We start from the raw sequence: 20,933 nt of genomic DNA, 5'->3' as shown, positions 1-20,933 counted from the left end.
TCATCCCGCCAGCGGCAGGCCCTCGGTCTTCACGAGGAGGTCCTTCTCCGTGGCCCAGCCCAGCAGCCCGGTGGAGGACTTCACGAGGTACAGGTAGCCGCCCTCGCGCATCGCCTTGGCGGCGGCGAGGACCTGAATCGTCGAGCCCTGCGCCAGCGTGGCGACGGCCGCCTTGTCCGTGCGGCTGCGCGCCAGCGCGAAGGACGTCTTCACCCTGGCCTCCACGCCGACGGCGTACAGCTCCTGGGGCACCTCGGTGACCTTGCCCGCCTTTGCGTCCAGCGCGAACTTGTCGCGCCGGTTCCAGAAGCCCTGCCACGTGTCCGACAGGATGATGCCGTTGCCCTTCGCCTCGGTGATGTTGGGGACGGCGCCCAGCGGCTTCAGGCTCTTGCCGTCGAAGGCATACAGGTGCGCCTGCTGGTCGGCGTCCGTCTGGCCGGTGTGGACGGCGAGCTCCTTGCGCTTGTCGCTGGCGTCGAGGTCCACGACGGTGAAGCCGTTGGAGGCGTTGCCCTCGGCGGCACCGCGGGCCGTGGCGGTGCCGACCTTGAGGACCCACTGGTCCTTCGCCTCGTCGAACTGCACGGAGATGGCCTCCGGCTTGCCATCGCCGTTGAGGTCCACGGAGGCGGCCTGCACGGGCCCCTCGTCTCCCGCGCGCGCCACGGGGGCGCTGAGCAGGGTGAAGGTGAGCACGGCCAGGACAGGTGCCTGGGTCTTCATGGAGCGGCCTCGAGGTGTGGCCCGGCGTCGTCGCGTGCGGAACGGCACGCGGGGGCGCGGGCAGGAAGGACAGCGCCGCCGCATCGTAGCCGCGCCGACTCAGGGGACACGGGGATTCCCTCGGGCGCCAGGCCCGCGCCGCTTCACTCGCGCCGGCCGAAGCGTCCGCGGAAGTGCTTGTCGAGGAAGGCCTCGGCGCGCTCTCGCGCGGCCTGGGACTCGGGAGGCAGGGGCTCGGCGCGACGGGCGCGCTGCATCACCGAGCGAGGCTCGCCCTCGGAGGCGGGCGGAAGCGCTTCACCGGCGGCGGCCACCAGGGCCTGGGCCTCGTCCACCACGGCGAGCGCCTCGTCGAGGGAGACCTCCTTCTCCGCGAGCGCGGCGAAGAGCTGGCAGTGGTAGCGGCGACAGCTCGCGGGGCGGTCCGCGTAGACGGTGCAGGTGCGCCCGTCCAGGGCGGCGCAGTGCTGCGCGAGGGCCGGGGAGCCATCCGCGCGCTGGCTCAGCGGGAGGCCCCGCTGCTGGAGCGCCGCGACTTCCGTTGGCTGGAGTGACACGTGCGTGAAGAGCGTCCCGTCACAGCACATGCCGCAGCGCAGGCAGAGGGTGGAGAGGGGCAAGCAGGGACTCGGTGGCTGGCGCGAGGAGCCGTGAGACACCGCGCACGGAAGACGGAAGGGACGGCCTCCCTATCAACCCGTGGCGAAGGGCACTTCATCAATCCGAGCAGCCGTCAGAGGCCTGGCTGCCTGGAGCCGTACGAAGAAGCCCCGTCGATGCAACGCGGGGCCACGCCTTCACTCCCTTCCACCAGCACCTGTCCCACATCGGAGCTTCACTGGGCGGCGACCTGGCCCCGGTGGGTAGAAGCAGACCCGAAAGCGGCCCGACAGACTCAGCGCCTCAGGTGCAGGTGCGCTGTCTTGAAGACAAAGAGCGGGATTCATTACGACGCATGCGCGACACTCTCTCCGTCGACCGAGAACGACTGTCCCGGAGAACGAGGTGTCCCCGGCTCCTTCGTGTCCACGGTGTGGGAAACCAGCTTCCCTCCGCCTCATACTTTTAGTGGGGCTGCTTCTTTTCTCATGAAGCTGTATTGTCGGTGTCCTTACACAACGGAGCGGTCATGCAGGCGGACACGCTGGACGGAATGAGCGGCCGGGACTCGATGCTGGGCTACCGGATGGGGACGGAGCTGACGGCGGTGGCGTCGTTCGGGAACCGCCATGCTCCGGGTCGGCTGGTGCAGCTCTCACTGGAGCACCTGACACTGCACCTGGACTTGCAGGCGGCGCCGTCGCTGGGCCAGCCCGCGTCGGTGGTGCTGGGGCACGGCGAGCGCTGGGCCACCGCGCTGGACGCGGAGGTCATGGACGTGCACGGCACGCGGCCGGAGGTCAGCCTGCGCTTCGTGGCGCCGCCGCTGGACGCGGGCCGTCGCATCGTCTCCGTGCTGGAGGCGCTGCGCGACAACGGGCTGCTGCTGCCGCCGGAGACGCGGCCGGTGTGGAAGGAGCACATCGACCACGCGGACCGCGTGGCGCGCATCTGTGAAGCGCTGGCGGGCCGTCAGGCGCGCGGCGTGGTGCGGCTGCCGGACGGGCGCAAGGTGGAGGTGACGGCGGTCCTCTTCGACGCGCTCGACGGCCGCATGGGCTGGCGCTTCGACGGCGAGGTGCCCCCGCTGCCCTTCGTGCTGGAGATGTTCGGCTACAGCAGCGTGGTGCACGTGGAGGTGAAGGAGGCGCGCGAGGAGTCCGGCCTGGTGATGATGCCGGTGCCCAAGGACCTGGTGCGCTACCGCCACCGCTGGCTGCGCCGCGCGCCGCCGAGCAGCCCGTGCACGTTGTCCTTCGACCACCCGCTGTGGCCGCAGGTGCACGTGAAGCGCCCGGTGCTGGACCTGTCCTACGAGGGCCTGGCCTTCATGACGGAGCCGGGCGAGGACCTGATGTACCCGGGCCTGCGGCAGCCGGTGCTGGAAGTGGCGATGGAGGGCCTGGCGCCGGTGCGGCTGCGGGCCGAGGTGCGCAACATCTCCAGCACGGCGGCGGGCCGGCGGTGCGGCATGTCCGTGCGGCCGCTGGACGCGGCGGGCGCCCGGGCGTGGCGCGCGCTGGTGGAGGCGCAGATGCACCCGGCCACCAAGGTGGAGGGTGACTGGGGCAACGAGACGTGGAGCCTCTTCGAGCGCTCGGGCTACTTCCGCCTGCCGGGCAAGACGCCGGAGGACTTCGACGAGCAGCGCCCGCGCTTCGACGCGACGCAGGCGCGCCTGGAGGGCCGCACGAGCCTGGGCTACCGGGTGGTGCGTCCCGCCGGAGAGGCGCTGGACGCCACGCTGTCGGTGGTGAAGCCGTACGAGTTCAGCTGGATGGCGCACCAGCTCGCGCGGCAGCAGGTGCCGGGCGCGCGCTCGTCGGCGCGTGAGTCGCTGCGCGACATCTACCTGCGCGGCTACGAGCCCACGCAGGTGGACCCGGACGTGAAGTGGTTCTTCGCCTTCTGCGAGGCGAACGTGCGCTGGGTGCGCTTCACCAAGTTCGACTTCGCGACCTGGTACGAGCACACCGGGCAGTCCTGCCTCGTGCCCTTCCGCCTCATGGAGGCGGAGGTGGAGCGTCCGTGGGAGGTGCCGGTGGGCATCGACGTGGGCATGCCCACGGACGAGGAGCGCGAGACGTTCTTCGCCAAGGTGGCCAGCACGCGGCCGGTGGCGTACCGCGAGGCGCTAGACCTGGTGCCGGAGCGCTTCGACCTGGCCGCCGCGAAGGCGCGCTGGGGCGAGGCGGGCCTGGGCCGCGAGCGCGAGTTGTTCGTCGCGCGGCACGAGGGCAAGGCGGTGGCGCTGGCGGTGGTGGAGTCGGCGGAGCCGGGGCTGAACCTCTTCAACGTGCTGGACGGCGTGCGGCTGGTGCCGCTGGCCGACGACTCGCTGCCGGAGGTGCAGGACGGCCTGGTGGCGCTGCTGGCCCGCGCCGCGGACTGGTACCGGGCTCGCGGCCGCAAGGTCTTCGTGCACTACGTGGAGGTGGAGAACGTCCTCTACGTGGAGCGCGCGGCGCTCGCGGACCTGGGCGAGGGCAAGCTGTGGGTCATCTCCGCCAGCCTGCTGCCCGAGTTCCTCGAGCACCTGCACGAGTCCACCACGCCCCGTCCGGGGCAGTGACGGACACGGCAGGGCCGGGTGGCCGCGAAGGCTCCACCCGGCCCGGCCCGAGTGCCTGACGGGGCCGCTCCAGGTGGAGCGGCTCCGGGGCGCACCGCCTCAGTCGCAGCGCTGCACGTCCGCGGTGGCGGGACCGCACCCGGTGGAGCGGCTGCGGGGCGCACCGCCTCAGTCGCAGCGCCGCACGTCCGCGGTGATGGAGCCGCCCCAGGTGGAGCGGCCCCCGGCGCACCGCCTCAGTCGCAGCGCTGCACGTCCGCGGTGACGAAGCCGTTCCTCGTGGAGATGCTCCGGTCGTAGCAGCCGCCGAGGTCGCTGGTCAGCCGGTAGCGGTGCGTCGAGGTCCCCACCGCGTTGCGCTGCGGGCGCGGCACGCCGAAGTTGTAGGCCGCCTCGCCGGTGTAGACGTCGCTGAGCTCCTGGTGCGCCACCGTGAAGGGGCCCTTGAGGGTGCGCGCGTCCTCCGCGTCGCTGATGGAGATGCTCGTCGTCAGCCGGTTCTCCGGCGTCACGCTGATGAGCCCGTCGAGCACGAACGTCTTCTCCGAGCGGCTCACCGTCGGGAGCAGGCCGCGGCCCACGGTCGTCACCGTGCTGGTGTCGCTCCACGTCGCCGTGAGCTCGTCCGGGTTCTCCATGTCCCCCAGCCAGCGGTGCAGGCTGGAGTTGGACACGGCCTGCTTCACCGTCGTCAGCACGTAGCCGCGCGACGTGCGCAGCCAGCCGGACACCTCCAGCTGCTGGCGGCCCTGCGTGTCCACCTGGTTCCACCCGTCCACCACCGTGTGCGTGGAGTCATTCGTCAGCGCGGAGAGCCGGTGCGAGAGCAGCCCGCCAGTGGTGCGCGACGCGCGCGTGTCCCGCCACACGAGCACGTTGGTGGGCAGGTCCCAGCCCGGCCGCCCCTCGGGAACGCCCAGCACGCTCACGCGGACCTGGTGCGGCTGGCCGTCGGTCAGCAGGCCGGCGAACGGAGTGAGGTCATAGCGGATGGGGCGCACGTTGAAGGCGCGCGGCGCCGGCAGCGTGTACCAGAGGAACGGGTTGGACCAGCCGCCCGTGTAGACATGCGGGAACGGCATGGCGATGCCCGCCACCTTGCCGTCCACCTCGAGCTGCACCTCGCGGTACGGGCCGTCGTCGGCGGGGCAGGAGTACGGCACGACGATGGGGGCGGTGATGTACCAGAACTCCTCGCAGCCACCGCCGGAGCCCGTGGCGTACACCTCGGCGACCAGGCGCTCGGTGTTCGGGGGCACCGTGACTTCACCGACGATGGCGCTGCCCTCGCGGCGCGGGTTGGTGAGGGGGAGCACGTCGTCCGCCGTGTCGGCGGGCTTGTAGCGGCCCTGGGCGGCGTAGAACGTCAGGTAGACCTGCACGTCGAGCACGCCGGTGTACGTGTCGTTGACCACGTTGCCAATCAGCATCCAGACGGGCTGAGGCTGGCGCAGCAGCGGCGCGTAGGCCGTGACGTCCTTCTCCACGGACCAGGAGATGCCGTCACGCGAGGGCTCCGGCGTGGACGTCTTGAAGAGGGTGACGCCGCCTACCTCCAGGTGGCCGAGCCGGTCGAACTGGACGCCCTGGACCTTGCCCTCCATGCGCAGCACCACCTTGTGCCAGGGGCCGGGGCAGCCGGGGGGCGGGGTGAAGGTGCCGGTGAAGGGCGTGAAGTCGTCGAAGCGCTCGTCGACGATTCGCACGGTGCAGGAGGCCGTCGGCGGCTTCTGGATTTCGGGGACGGCGGTGCGCGGGTCATCCCAGTCGGTGCCGAACTCAGGGGGCGGCTCGGCGGCCAGCGCGGGGGACATCGCGCCGAGCGCGAGGCCCGCCGCGACGAAGACAGCGGAGAGACGTCTCACGGTGTGCTCCAGGTGGACAGAGAGGAGCGCGGAGCCTAGGGCCCACGCGCCACCCTTGCCACCTGGTTACCGTTGAGGTGTTCAGACCCCTTCGTCGTCCTCGGGGTCGGGGTAGGACTCCAGCTCCTCCTCCTCCTCGTGGGCATGGGCCTGACCGCGCTTCTTGCCCTTGCCGTCGCCGTGCCCGCTGCTGGGAGCGGTGGCGAGGTCCGAGTCCGCCGCCACCACGTACCACTGGCGGCCCTGCTGGATGCGGCGCAGCAGCCCTTCCTGCTCCAGCGCCGCCAGCAGCCGGGCGAAGGTGGAGTAGCCGTGCTCGCGCTCGTCGAAGTCCGGCTCCTTGCGGACGATGGCTTCCTTGATGAGCGACGGGTTCACCGGGCCGGTGGCGCGGGCGAGCATGCTCTGCACCACCTCGCGGGCGATGTCCGGCACTTCCGTGCGGGACTGCCCCTTGGCCGCGGCCTGCGGAGCCTGGGCCGCCTCGGCCTTGCCCCCGCGCTCACGCCCGTGGCGGCCGCCGCGCTTGCCGTGACCCGCCTCCTCGGCGGCCACGCTGCTGCGGCCCTTCTCCTTGTCGCCCTTGTCCTTGTCGCGCGACTGGCGCGGGCGCAGGTAGATGAACTCGTCACACGCCTTCACGAAGAGCGGGGACGTGGACTCCTTCACCGCGAGCCCGATGACGGTGCGGCCATTCTCACGCAGCTTGTAGGCCAGCGGGCAGAAGTCGCTGTCGCCCGAGCCGATGACGAAGGTGTCGATGCTCTCGCGCGCGTAGCACAGCTCCAGCGCGTCGATGACCAGGCGCATGTCCGCGCCATTCTTGCCGGCGCGCGTGGAGGGCGGCACGTCGAGCAGCTCGACGCCGAACTCGTGCAGGCGAATCTTGGCGTCGCTGAAGCGGGACCAGTCGCAGTACGCGCGACGGAAGACGACCTTGCCCTTCTCGAGCAGGCGGTCGAGCGAAGGCTGGAGGTCGAAGCTCGAGGAGCTGATGCCGGTGTTGGTGACCAGGTTCTCGAAGTCGATGAAGAGAGCGATGCGGTGCTCGTCGGTGCGACCGTTCAATTGCGGCCTCTGCGTGTTGCCGCCCCATTCAGAGGCGGTGATTGGGTCCGGGCGCTCGCGGTGGAGCCGGGCCGGACAGCCCACCCTAGCCCTTTCCAGGGCATATGGGGCGGATGGCTTCATGGGGTGAACATTCCCCTGGTGAGTCAGCACCGTCAGCATGCAATCAGGCGGCACGGGCGGACGGAGGCCCGGCGCGTGGGGCGTGGCCCGGGCCTCGGGACGTCCGACTCCGGGATGGCGGGTGTGCGCGCGCACGCGGGGCCTAGCTTCATGGGAACGGGTCGACCGACCCCCCCAGCAGGAGCAGGACCCATGACGTGGATGATTCCCAGGAAGTGGCGTGGCCTCGCGCTGGCGGCGCCCGCGGTGACGGCGCTGTTGCTGCCGCTGGCCGCACAGGCCCGTGACCCGGAGCCCCGCGAGGAGGGAAAGGGCGACGAGCGCCTCGGAGAGCTGCCCGTGAGCAGCGGGCGAGCGGGCCTCTTCCCTCCGATGACGCGCCAGGGCGTGTCGCAGCTGAATGTCGGCCCCCAGGGCACCAGCGCGGGCATGCCCGTGCGGAGGGTGACGCCGGACGAGGACCGCATGCGGGAGCTGTCCGGGCAGGTGGTGAAGCTCAACGGGCTGGTGCTCTACGTCCAGACGAGCCTGGGCACGGTGGTGCCACTCGACGTGAGCGCGCTCCAGCTGAACAAGACGCCGAAGGCGGGCCAGACGGTGGTGGCCGTCTACCAGGTGGAGAACCAGGTGGAGAACGTCGCGCTGTCGCTCTCGCGTGAGGTGCCCGGGAAGGGCTGAGCCGTCACTCCTCGGGCTGGAGCTGCACCAGCGAGGGCAGCTCCGCCGCCCGCGCGCGCAGGCGGGGCTTGGGGCGGATGGCCACCGGGACGCGGGAGGCCGCGAGCAGCTCGAAGTCGAACACGTTGTCGCCAAAGGCCGCGTAGAGCGGCTGGGGCGTGCGGGCGCGCAGGCACGTCACCTTCCCGGCGGCATACGGGATGGGCTCGATGATGGAGGGCAGCACGGTGCCGCCCTCCTCGCGCGGCGTGCACGCCAGCACGTGCGAGGGGTCCAGCCCCACCTCCACCACCGCGGCCTGCACGACGGCGAGCGGTGAGGCGCTGACCACGTAGCAGGGAATGCCCCGGCCCAGCGCCCACTCCACCACGCGCCGCGTCTCGGCCTGGATGCGCCGGGCCACGCCGCGGTGGGCCACCACGTCGCGAGCGAAGGCTCGCACGGCCTCCACGCGCCAGCCGGCGAAGAGCCAGGCCACCATCTCGTAGACTTCCTTCTCGGGGATGCGGCCGGCCTCGAAGGCGGCGAAGAGCCGGTGGGCCAGCTCGCGCACCTCCAGGCCCGGCGCCATGCCGTGCGCCGCGCCCAGCCGCTCCAGCGCCGCGTGGGCCTCCGGGCGGATGTCGCCGTGCTCCAGCAGGGCGAGGAAGAGGTCGTCCCCCACGTCCCCGCTCCACAGCGTGCCGTCTCCGTCGAACGCCAGCACTCCGCCGGGCGCACGCGCGGCCTCCTGGCCGATGCGCTCCAGCGTCTCCTCCACACGCTCCATCCTCATGGGCGCGCATCCTCCCCCGGGCGCGGGGCCGGCCGCCACTGCCGCGCCGTCACTGCGCCGCGGCGCCGCGCACCTCGTCGAGGACGCTCAGGTCCACCAGGCCGTTGATGTCCGCGTCGGTGGTGAAGCCCAGCTCCTTCGCGTGCTGCGCGGCGGTGGCGAGCGCGGAGGGCACCGGGTCCAGGCTGGGCTCCAGCCGGGTGAAGGCCTCCTGGATGATGGGCGCGGGCATCGGCTTGCTGGTGAGCCGTCCGAAGGCGGAGTTGACGGCGGTGGTGAAGCCCGCCGGGTCCTCCTTCCAGCGCTCGGTGAGTCGCACGTGCGCGCGCAGCAGCGCGACGATGCGCGGGCGCTGCGTCTCCAGCACCTTCTTCGTGGTGACAATCACCGTGGTGGGGAAGCGCCGCTCGGGCCACAAGTCCCGCTCGTCCACGAGGATGTGGCCGCCGCCCTCCGCCACCATGCGCGCGCCCCAGGGCTCGGGCACCCAGGCCCCTTCGATGCCGCCGCGCAGGTACTGCCCCAGGATGTCCGGGTTGCTCAGCGGCACAATCTGCACGTCGCCGGTGCCCTGGAGGTTGGTGACCAGCCCCTGCTTCTTCAGCCAGTAGCGCAGGGCGATGTCCTGGGTATTGCCCAGCTGCGGCGTGCCCAGCTTCTTGCCCTTCAGCTCCGCGGCGGACTTCGCGCTCTTCACCACCAGCACCGCGCCGCCATTCACCGCGCCGGAGATGATGCGCAGCTCGCGCCCCGCCTTGAGGAACGTGTTGATGGCCGGGCCGCTGCCCACGTACGACACGTCCAGCGAGCCGGCCACCAGCGCCTCCATGGCGGCGGGGCCCGCGTTGAACTGCTTCACCTCCAGCCGCCCCACGCCGGGCTGTGAGCCGAACGCGCCCTCCGCGTTGCCCACCAGCGCCTGGGCATGGGTGATGTTGGGGAAGAAGCCCAGCCGCAGCGGGGCCTCGGGACTGCCGGCGGCAGGCTCCTTCTTGCAGCCGGCGCCGAGCGCCACCAGACCCGCGAGAAGGAGAGGAGACAGGAAGCGATTGGCACGCATACCGGCACAGGAAAGGGACGGCGGGGTTGGATTTCAACGTACGCGAGGGTGAAGCGTCAGGCGCAATACGTCGGGTGTTTCACGTCATGGCGGCCAGGCCCCAGCGGCGCCGCAGTTTCACTTCCACCGTCTGGAAGAGGACACGGTCCACGGTGATGCCGATGAGGATGATGGCGACCATGACGGCCATGACTTGAGGCACGTCCATCAGCTCACGGCCCACGGTGAGCAGCTGGCCCAGGCCGCCGGAGACGAAGAGCAGCTCACCGGCGAGCAGCGCGCGCCACGCGAAGCTCCACCCCAGCTTGAGGCCGGTGACGATGCCGGGCAGCGCCGCGGGCAGCAGCACGCCGAACTGGAAGCGCAGCCCCTTCACGCCCAGGGTGCTGGCCACGCGCACCAGCTGCGGGTCCACGCCGCTGACGGCGTCCTCCGTGGCGATGGCGATGCCCAGCACGCTGCCCATGACGACGACGAAGAGGATGGCCGAGTCCGTCAGGCCGAACCACAGCAGCGCCAGCGGCAGCCAGCAGATGGACGGCAGCGCCTGCAGCCCCATCACCACGGGCTTCACGGCGTTGCGGAAGAAGGTCAGCCGCGAAATCAGCAGCCCCAGGGGGACGCCGATGCCCACGGAGACGACGTACGCCCGGCCCAGCCGTCCCAGCGAGCGCAGGGTGGCCTCCGCCATGCGGCCGTCGGAGAGCATGGCCCCCAGGCTCTTCGCCACCGTCACCGGTCCCGGGAACAGGTGGGGGGACCAGATGCCCAGCCGGGCCACCAGCTCCCAGCTCCCGAGCAGCAGCACGAACATGCCCAGCTTCTGCAGGTAGTTCTTCATGGCTCACCTCGCCGGACGGGGCATTCCATGAGGAGGCAGGGCCGGCTTCGCCGTGTCGTCGCGCGCCGGGGTCCGCCGGGCGGAGGTCTCCTCCACCGAGGGCCCCTCCACGTCGCGCAGCAGCCCGCGCACGTGCCGCACCATCTCGTTGAGGCCGGCGTCCTCCGGCTTGCGCGGCATGGGCAGGTGGACCTCCAAATCCCTCACGACGCGGCCCGGCCGTGGGGCCATGAGCACCACGCGGGTGCCGAGCATCAGCGCCTCGTGGACGTCGTGGGTGACGAACACCACCGTCTTCCCGGTGCGCAGCCAGATGGACTGCAGCAGCTCCTGCATGTGGATGCGCGTCTGCGCGTCCAGCGAGCCGAAGGGCTCGTCCATCAGCAGCACCGCCGGGTCCATGGCGAGCGCGCGGGCCAGCGAGGCGCGCATCTTCATGCCGCCGGACAGCTGGTGGGGCAGGGTGTCCTCGAAGCCGGTGAGCTGGACGCGCCGGATGTACTGGTCGGCGCGGGCCTTGCGCTCGGAGCGCGGCACGCCCTTGGCCGCCAGCGCGAAGGTGATGTTGCCGCGCACGCTGAGCCACGGGAAAAGCGCCGCTTCCTGGAACATCAGCAGCCGGTCCGGCCCCGGGCCGTGGATGGGCGTCCGGTCGATGGACACCGTGCCGCCGGTGGGCGTCACCTGTCCGGCGAGCGCATAGAGGAGCGTGGACTTGCCGCAGCCGGACGGCCCCAGCAGGCACACGAACTCCCCCGAGCGGACGTTGAGGTCCACGTCGCGCAGGGCGACCACCTTGTTGGCGTACTGGTGCCCCAGCTGGGCAACGGAGATTTTCGCGCGATTGGCTTCCACGTGCGCCGGCCGGAGCAGGCGCAAGGAGCTTCGCCATCGGCCGAGGAGGGCACGCAGCATCAGCCACAAGCTAGGCACGTAGGTCCAGGTGGGAAGGGGGCACATGCGGGTAGCCGGGCAGACGAGCCCCGTCATGCCTGCCTGCTTCCTCACGCCCGGAGCGCTGGATTCCGAGCCACGAAGCACAGCCAGCCCATGACTCAAGCTAACCACCGGGCCGCGGAGCCGTAGATGGCCGCTGGTACAGCCTTCCGTCCGCCATCGGGCTACGGCGGGCCGGAGGAGGGATTTCCCTTGGGTGGGGCCTGGGGCGCCCGGCTCAGGCGGATGCTGCCCGCTCGGCGCGCCGGTGCGCGCGCGTCCTCACGGCGAGCCACGCGCTGAAGGCCAGCAGCAGCAGGCCCGCGCCGGAGAAGGCGCCCCCCACGCGCAGCGACGCGCGCCGGTCATCCCGCACCACCTCCAGCGGAGCCTCCCGGGGCGCGGCGAGGTAGCGCTGCACCTGCTCCGCCACGCGCGTGGCCTCGGCCTCCTCGGTGGCCCACTGGTGGAAGAGGGGGAACTTCCCCTGCGCCGTCAGCAGCTCCGGCCGGAAGATGGGGACGCTGTTGCGGCGGGCGCTGCGGCTGCGCTCCACCGTGACGCCCTGGATTTCCTCCAGCGTGAAGCGCGCCACCTGTTCGCCGGTGAGCCAGCCCGCGCGGGAGAGGGTGCAGGGGCCGCCCGGCTCGCACCGCAGCTCCAGGCGGGCCTTCACGTCCAGCAGGTACGGGCCGAGCACGAGGAAGGGCAGCGCCAGCAGCACACAGGCCACCGCGGCAATGGCGGTGGAGCGGCTGCGGCGGGGCTCTTCCTCGGGGGAGTCGACGGCGGGGACGGAGGGCTCGCTCACGGCCCCTCTCATAGACCCGGGTGCCTCCGGGCGGCAGCGCTTTCGTGCGCCTCCCGCGTCGAGTCCCGGGCGGCGAGCGGGCAGCCGGTATGCACCGGTGGACCTCACTACCCATCTTACGGGGCGCGCGCGGGCGGCTTCCGGCAGAGGCCACGCACGGCCTCGTTCCGGGCCGAGGCCCCGCGCCTGGTCGTGAAGGAGCCGTCGCATGAAGGCCGTCGCCGTGTTCCCGAAGCAGCGTGAGGTGCGCGTCCTCACCGATGTCCCCGAGCCCCGGCTCCAGTCACCCACCCAGGTGAAGGTGCGCACGCTCGAGGTGGGCGTGTGCGGCACGGACAAGGACATCGCCCAGTTCACCTACGGCACGCCGCCGCGGGGCTCGGACTCCCTCATCCTCGGCCACGAGTGCCTGGGCGAGGTGGTGGAGGTGGGCGAGGCCGTGCAGGGCCTCCAGCGCGGAGACCTGGTGGTGCCGCGCGTGCGCCGGCCGTGCCCGCATGCCACCTGCCCCGCGTGCCGCCACGGGCACCCGGACTTCTGCATCACCGGCGACTACACGGAGCGGGGCATCAAGGAAGCGCACGGCTTCTGCGCGGAGCTCTTCGTGGAGGACGTGGCGTACCTGCACCGCGTCTCGCCGGAGCTGCGCGAGGTGGCGGTGCTCACCGAGCCCCTGACGATTGCGGAGAAGGCCCTGCGCGAGGTGGAGCGCATCCAGGAGCGGCTGCCGTGGAAGCCCGCCCCGGGCCGCGCGGTGGTGCTGGGGGCGGGGCCGGTGGGGCAGCTGGGCGCCATGGCGCTGTTGCGCCGGGGGTACGCCACCACCATGTACTCGCGCAGCCCCAAGCCCAACGCGAAGGCCGACGCCGCCGAGGCGGTGGGCGCTCCCTACCTCTCCTCCAAGGAGGTCTCCCCCGAAGAGCTCGTCCGCCGGGTGGGCGCTCCGGACGTCGTCTATGAGGCCACCGGCGTGGCGAGGGCGGCCTTCGACACCCTGAAGGCGCTGGCCGCCAATGGCGTCTTCGTCTTCACCGGAGTGCCGTCGCACCCCGAGCCGCTGCAGCTGGATGGCGCGGAGCTCTTGAAGCAGCTGGTGCTGGAGAACCAACTGGTGGTGGGGACGGTGAACGCGGCGGACTCGGACTTCAGCGCGGCGCTGGAGGACCTGGCGCGCTTCCATGCCCGCTGGCCGGGCGGGCTGGAGCGGCTCATCACCGCGCGCCACCCGCCCGAAGCATTTTCCGACGTGGTGACGGGCAAGAAGGGGAGCGGCGGCATCAAGCACGTCATCACCTTCAGCAAGAAGTGAAGCCGCGCGGTCCAGGAGAGCGCATGTCGGGGACGAGCAGCGTGGGCAGTGTGGCGGGCCGCTCGGTGCCCATCGAGGACCACGGCATCATCGGCGACCTGCGCACGGTGGCGCTGGTGGGCAACGAGGGGACGATTGACTGGCTGTGCCTCCCCCACTTCGACAGCCCGAGCGTCTTCGCCGCGCTGCTGGACCCGGACAAGGGAGGCCACTGGCGCATCTGCCCCGAGCCCGACGGGGTGATGAAGAAACAGTTCTACTGGCCGCAGACCAACGTGCTGGTGACGCGCTTCTACACGCCGGACGGCGTGGGAGAAATCATCGACTTCATGCCCATGTCCCGCGACGGGAAGCGGGCCGAGCGCGACGTGCTGCGGCGCGTACGCGTGGTGCGCGGGGAGATGCGGTTCCAGATGGAGTGCTTCCCGGCCTTCAACTACGCGCGCGACCCGCACGAGACGCTGCTCATCCACGGCGGGGCCGCCTTCGCGTCGAGGTCGCTGGAGCTGACGCTGGTGTCGTCCATGCCCTTGAAGAAGGAGGGGCGGGGCGTCACCGCGCGCTTCACGCTGCATGAGAACCAGTCCGCCATCTTCTCCCTGCGCCAGGGCGCGCGCGTGTCCTGCCAGGACCTGGTGCACAGCCACGAGTCCGCGGAGGCGCTGTTCCGCGACACGGTGGACTACTGGCGGCACTGGCTGTCGCGCTGCCAGTACAAGGGGCGCTGGCGCGAGACGGTGGAGCGCTCGGCGCTGGCGCTGAAGCTGATGACCTTCGCGCCGTCGGGGGCCATCGTCGCGGCGCCCACGGCGAGCCTGCCCGAGTCACCCGGTGGCACCCGCAACTGGGACTACCGCTTCTGCTGGCTGCGGGACGCGGCCTTCACCGTCTATGCGTTCATGCGCATCGGCTTCAAGGAGGAGGCGGCGGCCTTCATGCGCTGGGTGGAGAAGCGCTGCGCGGAGCATGGTGACGGGCCGCTGCCGCTGATGTTCTCGCTGGATGGCAGCCCGGTGCCGGCGGAGGTGGAGCTGGCGCACCTGTCCGGCTACGGCGGGGCGCAGCCGGTGCGCATCGGCAACGCGGCGGCGCACCAGCTCCAGCTCGACATCTACGGCGAGCTGATGGACTCGGTGTACCTGTCCAACAAGTACGCGGCGCCCATCTCGTATGACTTCTGGTGCCACCTGCGGCGCGAGGTGGACTGGGTCTGCAACCACTGGCAGGAGGAGGACGAGGGCATCTGGGAGGTGCGCGGCGGGCGGCGGCACTTCGTGTACTCGAAGCTGATGTGCTGGGTGGCGTTGGACAGGGCCATCCGGCTGGCGGACAAGCGCAGCTTCCCGGCGGACCGGCCGCGGTGGCTGGCGGTGCGCGACGCCATCTTCGAGGACATCATGGCGAACGGGTGGAGTGACAAGCGAGGCGCCTTCATCCAGGCCTATGGGCGCGAGGCATTGGACGCGGCGAACCTGCTGATGCCGCTGGTGTTCTTCCTGTCGCCGGTGGACCCGCGGATGCTGTCCACGCTGGACAAGATTCGCCGCCCGTCCGCGCATGGCGGGCTGGTGTCGGACGGGCTGGTGTTCCGCTACGACGCGGACGCGACGCTGGACGGGATTGCCGGCAAGGAGGGCACCTTCAACCTCTGCAGCTTCTGGCTGGTGGAGGCGATGACGCGCGCCAGCGTGGCGAGGCCCGACTTGCTGGAGGAGGCGCGGCTCACCTTCGAGCGGATGCTGGGCTACGCCAACCACGTGGGGCTGTACGCGGAGCAGACGGGCATGTCCGGCGAGGCGCTCGGCAACTTCCCGCAGGCCCTCACCCACCTGTCCCTCATCAGCGCCGCGTACAACCTGGACCGCACGCTGGGCGGGCACGACTGACGGGGTGGCGCGGGGTGAGGTGAGCACCCTGAGGCTGACCGCAACAGAACCGTGTTAAAGAATCAGGCCAGCCATGCTCGAACAGGGCGAACGAATGACCATGCAGGACCATGCTGCCCGTGTCCTTGAAACGCTCGACCAGCAAGGCTGCTTCTGGGTCGCCGGCACTCCAGGAGCCGGCCGATGGGAACTCGCACAGCGCATTCGACAGCAGCGGCCAAAGACCCACGTCATCCAACTGCCGTCCATGGATGAAGCAGACTGCGCGCTGCACGGGCTTCTCCAAGCAGCAGCGGTGCTCGGGCAAGATGCACTGGTCGAAGCCGCCTCCGACTCCAAGCCCCTTCAGTCCCGGGCACGCAAGGTCGCGGAAGCGCTATCCCGGGAAGGGTGGACACTGGTGGTCTACCTGCCGGGCTCGTGGACCTTCAGCGCCAGGGTGAAGGACCCGGCGGGCCTCATCCATCAGCGAAGAGGCTTGGAGCTGTTGAGTGGGTGGGCCGCCGCCCAGGATTTGAATTGGGTGTTGCTCACCGCACCGCTAAGGCATCTAGCGGTGCCTTCCTTCCTGGCCGCGCTGCCTTCCTCGGCCCGACTGATATTGCCGCCACGAAGGGTCGCGAAGGACGTGCTCGAGGACTCAGAGGCATGGGGTTCTTCCGCCGAGGCTGCGAGCATCCTCCGGAGAGCGATGGACATGCCGTTGGACGTCACCGCGCTCCAGCTTCGATTGATGGTGGCGCTCGTCCACATGGGAGACGACCCGGAGGTCCTGCTCCAGCAGGTTGCCTCTTCGAGGAACTACCATGCCCCGGCGGCGCTCGACGTGCTGGAACCGCGTCTGGAAGAGGTGCTGCGTCGGCCGGACAATGAAGCATTTCGCAAGGGGCTTCACCGCCTCCTCTTGTCGCGTTTCCCCCTTCCCTTGGAAGAGGTCCGGAGACTGTCGATGTTTTCGGACCCGGACCTGTCGCTGCTGAGCCGCTGTATCGGCTCAGGGGCAGAGAACGTGCGAATCGACGAGAGGGTCCGCCGGCTGTTGCTGCGGTCAACCGAGGACCGCGAGAACCCGGCCGAGCCAGACGCGCACTTCGAGCTGGCGTCGTTCCATCGGCAGCGGGATGGAGCACTTGCAGTCGAGCAGGCGCAAGGTGAGCAGGTATTGCACTGGCTGGAGAAGGTCCACCATCTCGGGCACGCTGGCGCGCGGGGCGCGAACGAGTGGGCCTCTCTTCGACTCACGGCACGTGAGTTCTTCTGGGACCGGGCCCGTGCGCTGAGTATCGAGCAGCGCGACTACCTGGGTGCTGCGGCCGTCTACCAACAATGCATCGAGCAGGTAGACGCGGAAGACGTCTATTCATGGCACTACCTGGGCTTCAATCTGGACCGTGCCGCACAGCAGCGGCAGCGGGCCGAGGAGGCTTTTCGCGAGGCCATCCGGTTGGACCCCGCCAACCCCTGGTGGAATGGCCGGCTGGTGACCTTTCTCATCGGGCAGTCCCGCTTTCGTGCGGCCGAGCAGGAATGGCGAGCGCTCCAGGAGCGGGTGGACCCCGACGGAACGCAGGTCCGCCAGGGGCCGTCTCTCGCCCTGAACCTGCATCGGTGGGTGGTGGATTCGTGGCTGGAGCGAGGTGAAGTGGAGCGCGCTCGAATGGTCTTCAATGCCATTCCGATGGATGTCGTGGGTCAGCACGACAAGCTCCAGGAACTCCGCCAGAAGCTGGAGGACGCGGAAGAAGTGCGCCAGCTGGGCGAGCCGGTCTACCCGGCAAGTGTCCCGGTGGAGCTCCGCTGGAAGAAGGCGCGGTTCCTGGAGCGCGTCAACGGGCATGGCTCCCCGTTGAAGGAGTGGTTCCCTGGCCGGGTCGTCAAGGCCACGTCACAGGTGGTCAGTGTCGTGGTGGTAACGCCAGAGACTGTCCCTCAGTCGCGCCAGGTGGTCGTCAAGGAGGTGAGCCGCGAGCAGTGGCGGCGAGCCACTGGCAGCAAGGACCTGCCTCGGACCGATACCTTCATCGAAGTGGGCTCCTACGAGGACGGTTCGCTGAGCATCGTGCTCGTTCCGAGTGACGAGACGCTCCTGCAACCACCACAGTTGATGGGCAGACAGGCCCTTCGCTACCTGAAGCGATGGGCCTGATGCAGGTCGCCCCATTGGAGGCGCTGACCCAGCTGTCGCGGGAATGGCTCCACGTTTTTGTCGCCGGGCCTGGGCAGGGCGAGGGGATTGCCATCGCCCTGCCGGAACGTGGCTGGCTGCTCGTGGACGGGTGCGCGACGAGTGATGGCCGGTTCCCACTGGAGGTCATTCTCCAGCGCTGGCGCTCACCCACCGATGACCCCGTGGAGGCCATGGTGCTCACACACCCGCACGAGGACCACATCGAGGGTGTGGCGGAGTTGCTCGAGGCACTGGCTCCCGAGAAGGTCGCCGTGACCGCGGGGGACGCTCCGGGGAGCACCCTGCTGAAGGTTGCGCTCACCCTGATGCGGGCCGCTCCTGCGGGGAACACCCACACCCAGTTGCTGGCGCGGAAGGTGATTGCCGCGCTGGCAGCCATCGAGGGATGGGAGGCATTGCATCCCGGGGGGCTGGTAGGGCTCGTGGACGGACAACTCCTGTTGTCAAAGTCGGATGTGCGGGTGCATGTCCGCGCTCCAGACCCGGCTGGGCTCAAGGAGCTTCTGCGCCCTGAGAAGCTGGGCCACCGGCTTCGCGCCGAAGCCAATCACCTGAGCCTCGTGCTGGAGGTGTGCTTCGGCGACCTCCGCCTCGTCCTCACAGGAGACCTCCCCTTCCTGCGCGGGAAGGGAGGGGCCGCCGTGCCCACGGGGTGGCAGGCCGTGTCCCGCAGGCATCCGCATCTGGGGGTCCACCAGGGGCTGAAGGTGCCGCACCATGGCTCCACGGAAGCCATGCATCCGGGATGGATGACGCCCCAGAAAGAGCCCGCGAGAGCCTGGCTCGTCACGCCGTACAACAGCTCCCGGCTGCCTCGGCTCACTCAATTGGAGGGATTACCCCGCCTCCTGGAGCATGAGTCGGAAGTACTCTTGACGGCGCTTCCCGCCAGCAAGCAACTCCAGGCCGACCAGCAGGCGGGTGGCCGGGTGCGGCTGGGACAAGTCGTGGAAAGGCTGGCCGGGCAGCGGAGAGGAACCTCGTTCCTGGACGGAGCCACTGTCATCAGTCCGGGCAGTGCGGTGGAGCCGTTGGACCCCGTCTGGTGCGTGGCATTCGACCAGAATGGGGTCATCCAAGGCCGTTGGTATGGGCGCGCCGCGCTTGCGGTAACGGCCTGACCACGGGCTCGTGCCGGCGGGTCTTCCTTCATATGGGCTACACGCCGAGGAACTCGGCCCGGGCCCCGGGCGTCACCATGCCCATGAGGCGGACGCTCACGTCGCCCTTCTTGCTGACGCCCACTTCCAGGGAGTCGAGCAGGCGCGGGTCGTCCGCGAAGTGGCGGTGCTTGCGCTCCACCAGCAGCTCGAAGTCCCGGGTCATCTCCTCGCGGTCGCCCTTTGGCAGGCGCCGCAGGGAGGTGCGGGCCCGCTCCACCCAGCCCTTCCGTGGCTCCCACGTGTCCTGGACCACGGCGTTCCAGGCGCTCATCGCCAGGGACAGAATCACGAAGAGCTCGGCCTCGGGGTCGTCCGAGTCGTGCACGTCCGTGAGCAGCGGCTGGGCGAAGTCGAGCAGGGTCTCCGAGACCTTCCGCCTGGGCACCTCGCGCAGCGGGCGTCGGGGCCCGGGGGACTTGCGAGGCCGGGGCGCGGACAGGGGCTCCAGCATGGCCCTGCCCACGTACTCGCCGGTCAGCAGGGGGAGGGGAACCTCCAGCCGTACGCTGACGTGGAGTGCCCCCACGCGAAGCTCCGCGCGGGCTCCGGGCTCCTCGGGGCGTGCGGAGGCCAGGGCGCGGGCGACGGCCGCGGCCACCAGCATGTCCCGCGCGTCTCCCAGGCGCGTGGTGTTGCCCTGGACGCGAAGCAGCTCGGGGACGAAGGCGATGCCAAAGGGCTGCTGTACGGCCTTCACTGCCCAGGATGGCTCGTCTTCGAGTGTCAGCCCCATCGAGTCCGGGACGAGCACCTCCAGGCCTTGTTGCCTCGAAGGCGCGGACAGGGCCAGCCGCTCCGTGGAGCCGGGCCGGTCGAAGAGGGCGAAGCCGAACTCGCTGAGGCCATTGCCCAGGACGGACAGCTCCCGCGTCCCCTGCACGGTGCCTTCCAGGGAGGTGGGGAAGACCTCCTCGTTCGTCCAGGTCTCCCAGGGCGCGGCGCGGATGAGCTCGGCCGAGGCTTCGAGGAGCGCCACCACCAGCTCCGGGTCCAGCTCCGCCCGTGCTTCGGGGCCCCAGGACAGCTTCACGGCGAGCACGGCCCGGAGCTTCGCGATGTCGGCGGGCATGGGCCTCGCGGAGTACCCGAGCGCGGCTCCAGCGCGCGCCAGCCGGCTCTCGCAGTAGCGCTTGTGTCCCTCCATCCCTGGAGCGAGCGCCGCCAGCGCCTCCGCGTCCTTGCGATTCATGACGGGTGGGAGCAGGTCACCCTCGGCGGTGAGGGCAACGTAGAAAGACGTCCGGCTGTCCTCGAGCGTGTCGATGGGGCCGAGCTTGAAGACGTAGGCCGAGCCGGGCTCCAGCGGCACCTCCTTGCGAGAGGACTTGCGAGGCCGTTTGCCCGCGGCGTCGAGGAAGGCCCGGGGTCGTGGAGCCACGAAGGGAATGGGCGGAGGGAGCCGGGTGGTGAACAGCTCCATCAGGTGCCGGAAGAGGAATGGCGCCAGCCGGCGTACGCGTCGGTGCGGGTCGCTGAGTGTTTCGGCGGGCTCCAGGTGAAGGAGCTGCCGGCGTGCCGCCACGACGAGCGGCTCTTGGAGCAGCACCGGAACGAGGACCGCGCTGCCCACCAGCTCCAGGTGGTCCTCCACGGGCATCACCCAGAGCACCACCGTGTCGCCTTCCTCGACCTGGGCGGTGAGGCGCCGCTCCTTCACGTCCAGCACTTCGTCGAGGAGCAGGTCCCTCAGCCGCAGCCCCGTGCCGGGTCGGATGTCCTCCACTTCGAACACCGAGCACCAGGACGAGGCCAGGGCGGACATCAGTGAGCGTTCCGCGCGAGGCAGGTCGCGGCTATCTTCGAGAAGCCTCCGGTCGGCGGCGGTACGGCCCTCGGCGTCCTCTCGTCCATGGAGGAGCCAGGCCATGAGGGACAGGTCCATCCAGGGGAACTCCTCGGCGTCCCAGGACTCCGGAAAGTCGGCGCGCGCCCTTGCGGCCAGCTCGGGCTCGGATTCCGTGAACGCGCGTAGCGCGGCCAGCCCACGGGAGAAGGCAGTGGCGCTCCAGGTAGTCATGGATTCACACTACCTGCTGGGGTATGTCCGCCGCGCGGTCATCCGTGGTGCCCTCCCTGAAGCGATGGGTACCGCACGATGCGGCGGGCACGCCTCGCCGTGAGATGTGCTCATCGACGCCGTGCACATATGGGCTGAATGCCGGATGGGTGCGACGGACTCAGACAGCGGATGATCCGTGCATGAGGTCCCGCCTGCCCACTCGGGTCGGGGAGGAGCGGGGCCGACCGCCGCGCCGGAATGAACGTTCCTTCCAGGGGCCGGAGGCAGGAGAAGGAGCCGCCGCGCCGGAATGAACGTTCCTTCCAGGCCAGG

The 20,933-nt window shown here is 70.3% G+C and carries 16 protein-coding genes; 6 read left to right on the top strand and 10 right to left on the bottom strand.

From position 1 onward, the window contains the following. Both LXT23_RS06860 and LXT23_RS06855 read right to left on the bottom strand, forming a co-directional pair. On the bottom strand, positions 1-726 hold the full coding sequence (locus LXT23_RS06860) for a hypothetical protein (RefSeq protein WP_253979255.1): 726 nt from the start codon (positions 724-726) through the stop codon (positions 1-3). Positions 727-869: 143 nt separating this feature from the next. Beyond that, complete coding sequence (locus LXT23_RS06855) at positions 870-1,346, bottom strand: YkgJ family cysteine cluster protein (protein WP_253979254.1); 477 nt, start codon at positions 1,344-1,346, stop codon at positions 870-872. A gap of 509 nt (positions 1,347-1,855) precedes the next feature. Between LXT23_RS06855 and LXT23_RS06850 the strand changes: the two genes are divergently transcribed. Next, positions 1,856-3,898 carry a PilZ domain-containing protein gene (locus LXT23_RS06850; RefSeq protein ID WP_253979253.1) on the top strand — a complete coding sequence of 681 codons (2,043 nt, stop codon included), beginning with the start codon at positions 1,856-1,858 and terminating at the stop codon, positions 3,896-3,898. Positions 3,899-4,134: 236 nt separating this feature from the next. On the opposite strand, the gene LXT23_RS06845 is transcribed toward LXT23_RS06850, so the two are convergent. Then, positions 4,135-5,763: a peptide-N4-asparagine amidase gene (locus LXT23_RS06845; RefSeq protein ID WP_253979252.1), complete on the bottom strand. Its 1,629-nt coding sequence runs from the start codon at positions 5,761-5,763 to the stop codon at positions 4,135-4,137. 81 nt (positions 5,764-5,844) lie between these two features. Continuing rightward, a complete protein-coding gene (locus LXT23_RS06840; RefSeq protein WP_253979251.1) occupies positions 5,845-6,831 on the bottom strand; it encodes an NYN domain-containing protein in 987 nt (328 codons plus the stop codon). 315 nt (positions 6,832-7,146) lie between these two features. Here LXT23_RS06840 and LXT23_RS06835 point away from each other — a divergent pair, with 315 nt between their 5' ends. Then, complete coding sequence (locus LXT23_RS06835) at positions 7,147-7,632, top strand: hypothetical protein (RefSeq protein WP_253979250.1); 486 nt, start codon at positions 7,147-7,149, stop codon at positions 7,630-7,632. A gap of 4 nt (positions 7,633-7,636) precedes the next feature. On the opposite strand, the gene LXT23_RS06830 is transcribed toward LXT23_RS06835, so the two are convergent. The 5 genes from LXT23_RS06830 to LXT23_RS06810 all read right to left on the bottom strand — a co-directional run bounded on the left by LXT23_RS06830 (position 7,637) and on the right by LXT23_RS06810 (position 12,055). Then, positions 7,637-8,407 (bottom strand): HAD family hydrolase, encoded by a 771-nt coding sequence (locus LXT23_RS06830; protein WP_253979249.1) that lies wholly within the window; start codon positions 8,405-8,407, stop codon positions 7,637-7,639. A gap of 49 nt (positions 8,408-8,456) precedes the next feature. Then, entirely contained in the window at positions 8,457-9,467 is a 1,011-nt protein-coding gene (locus LXT23_RS06825) for an ABC transporter substrate-binding protein (RefSeq protein ID WP_253979248.1), read from the bottom strand. Positions 9,468-9,546: 79 nt separating this feature from the next. Beyond that, a complete protein-coding gene (locus tag LXT23_RS06820; protein WP_253979247.1) occupies positions 9,547-10,308 on the bottom strand; it encodes an ABC transporter permease in 762 nt (253 codons plus the stop codon). 3 nt (positions 10,309-10,311) lie between these two features. Further along, entirely contained in the window at positions 10,312-11,223 is a 912-nt protein-coding gene (locus tag LXT23_RS06815; protein ID WP_323378808.1) for an ABC transporter ATP-binding protein, read from the bottom strand. A gap of 259 nt (positions 11,224-11,482) precedes the next feature. After that, positions 11,483-12,055, bottom strand: a complete 573-nt coding sequence (locus tag LXT23_RS06810; RefSeq protein ID WP_253979245.1) for a hypothetical protein — start codon at positions 12,053-12,055, stop codon at positions 11,483-11,485. A 208-nt stretch (positions 12,056-12,263) separates the two neighbouring features. Here LXT23_RS06810 and LXT23_RS06805 point away from each other — a divergent pair, with 208 nt between their 5' ends. From LXT23_RS06805 to LXT23_RS06790, 4 genes are all read left to right on the top strand, one after another. Next, positions 12,264-13,364 carry a glucose 1-dehydrogenase gene (locus LXT23_RS06805; protein ID WP_253979244.1) on the top strand — a complete coding sequence of 367 codons (1,101 nt, stop codon included), beginning with the start codon at positions 12,264-12,266 and terminating at the stop codon, positions 13,362-13,364. A gap of 23 nt (positions 13,365-13,387) precedes the next feature. After that, positions 13,388-15,250 carry a glycoside hydrolase family 15 protein gene (locus LXT23_RS06800; protein WP_253979243.1) on the top strand — a complete coding sequence of 621 codons (1,863 nt, stop codon included), beginning with the start codon at positions 13,388-13,390 and terminating at the stop codon, positions 15,248-15,250. A 73-nt stretch (positions 15,251-15,323) separates the two neighbouring features. Beyond that, positions 15,324-17,396 carry a tetratricopeptide repeat protein gene (locus tag LXT23_RS06795; RefSeq protein ID WP_253979242.1) on the top strand — a complete coding sequence of 691 codons (2,073 nt, stop codon included), beginning with the start codon at positions 15,324-15,326 and terminating at the stop codon, positions 17,394-17,396. Further along, complete coding sequence (locus tag LXT23_RS06790) at positions 17,387-18,559, top strand: MBL fold metallo-hydrolase (RefSeq protein WP_253979241.1); 1,173 nt, start codon at positions 17,387-17,389, stop codon at positions 18,557-18,559. The genes LXT23_RS06795 and LXT23_RS06790 overlap by 10 nt, the downstream gene beginning before the upstream one ends. Positions 18,560-18,596: 37 nt before the next feature. Here the strand turns inward: LXT23_RS06790 and LXT23_RS06785 are convergent, their stop codons facing one another. Continuing rightward, the gene (locus LXT23_RS06785; RefSeq protein WP_253979240.1) at positions 18,597-20,618 is read right to left on the bottom strand and encodes a hypothetical protein; all 2,022 of its coding nucleotides are present in this window, start codon (positions 20,616-20,618) and stop codon (positions 18,597-18,599) included. Positions 20,619-20,933 lie beyond the last annotated feature (315 nt).

Source organism: Pyxidicoccus xibeiensis (genome assembly GCF_024198175.1).
GTDB classification, from domain to species: Bacteria; Myxococcota; Myxococcia; order Myxococcales; family Myxococcaceae; genus Myxococcus; species Myxococcus xibeiensis.
The sequence above is the reverse complement of the archived record's forward strand: the minus strand, read 5'-3'. Positions and strand labels throughout refer to the sequence as shown.

Excerpts from the sequence above, each read along its gene's own strand:
- LXT23_RS06860 (WP_253979255.1), bottom strand. The coding sequence starts at position 726 with ATGAAGACCCAGGCACCTGTCCTGGCCGTGCTCACCTTCACCCTGCTC.
- LXT23_RS06850 (WP_253979253.1), top strand. The coding sequence starts at position 1,856 with ATGCAGGCGGACACGCTGGACGGAATGAGCGGCCGGGACTCGATGCTG.
- LXT23_RS06835 (WP_253979250.1), top strand. The coding sequence starts at position 7,147 with ATGACGTGGATGATTCCCAGGAAGTGGCGTGGCCTCGCGCTGGCGGCG.
- LXT23_RS06830 (WP_253979249.1), bottom strand. The coding sequence starts at position 8,407 with ATGAGGATGGAGCGTGTGGAGGAGACGCTGGAGCGCATCGGCCAGGAG.
- LXT23_RS06825 (WP_253979248.1), bottom strand. The coding sequence starts at position 9,467 with ATGCGTGCCAATCGCTTCCTGTCTCCTCTCCTTCTCGCGGGTCTGGTG.
- LXT23_RS06820 (WP_253979247.1), bottom strand. The coding sequence starts at position 10,308 with ATGAAGAACTACCTGCAGAAGCTGGGCATGTTCGTGCTGCTGCTCGGG.
- LXT23_RS06815 (WP_323378808.1), bottom strand. The coding sequence starts at position 11,223 with ATGCTGCGTGCCCTCCTCGGCCGATGGCGAAGCTCCTTGCGCCTGCTC.
- LXT23_RS06805 (WP_253979244.1), top strand. The coding sequence starts at position 12,264 with ATGAAGGCCGTCGCCGTGTTCCCGAAGCAGCGTGAGGTGCGCGTCCTC.
- LXT23_RS06800 (WP_253979243.1), top strand. The coding sequence starts at position 13,388 with ATGTCGGGGACGAGCAGCGTGGGCAGTGTGGCGGGCCGCTCGGTGCCC.
- LXT23_RS06795 (WP_253979242.1), top strand. The coding sequence starts at position 15,324 with ATGCTCGAACAGGGCGAACGAATGACCATGCAGGACCATGCTGCCCGT.
- LXT23_RS06790 (WP_253979241.1), top strand. The coding sequence starts at position 17,387 with ATGGGCCTGATGCAGGTCGCCCCATTGGAGGCGCTGACCCAGCTGTCG.
- LXT23_RS06785 (WP_253979240.1), bottom strand. The coding sequence starts at position 20,618 with ATGACTACCTGGAGCGCCACTGCCTTCTCCCGTGGGCTGGCCGCGCTA.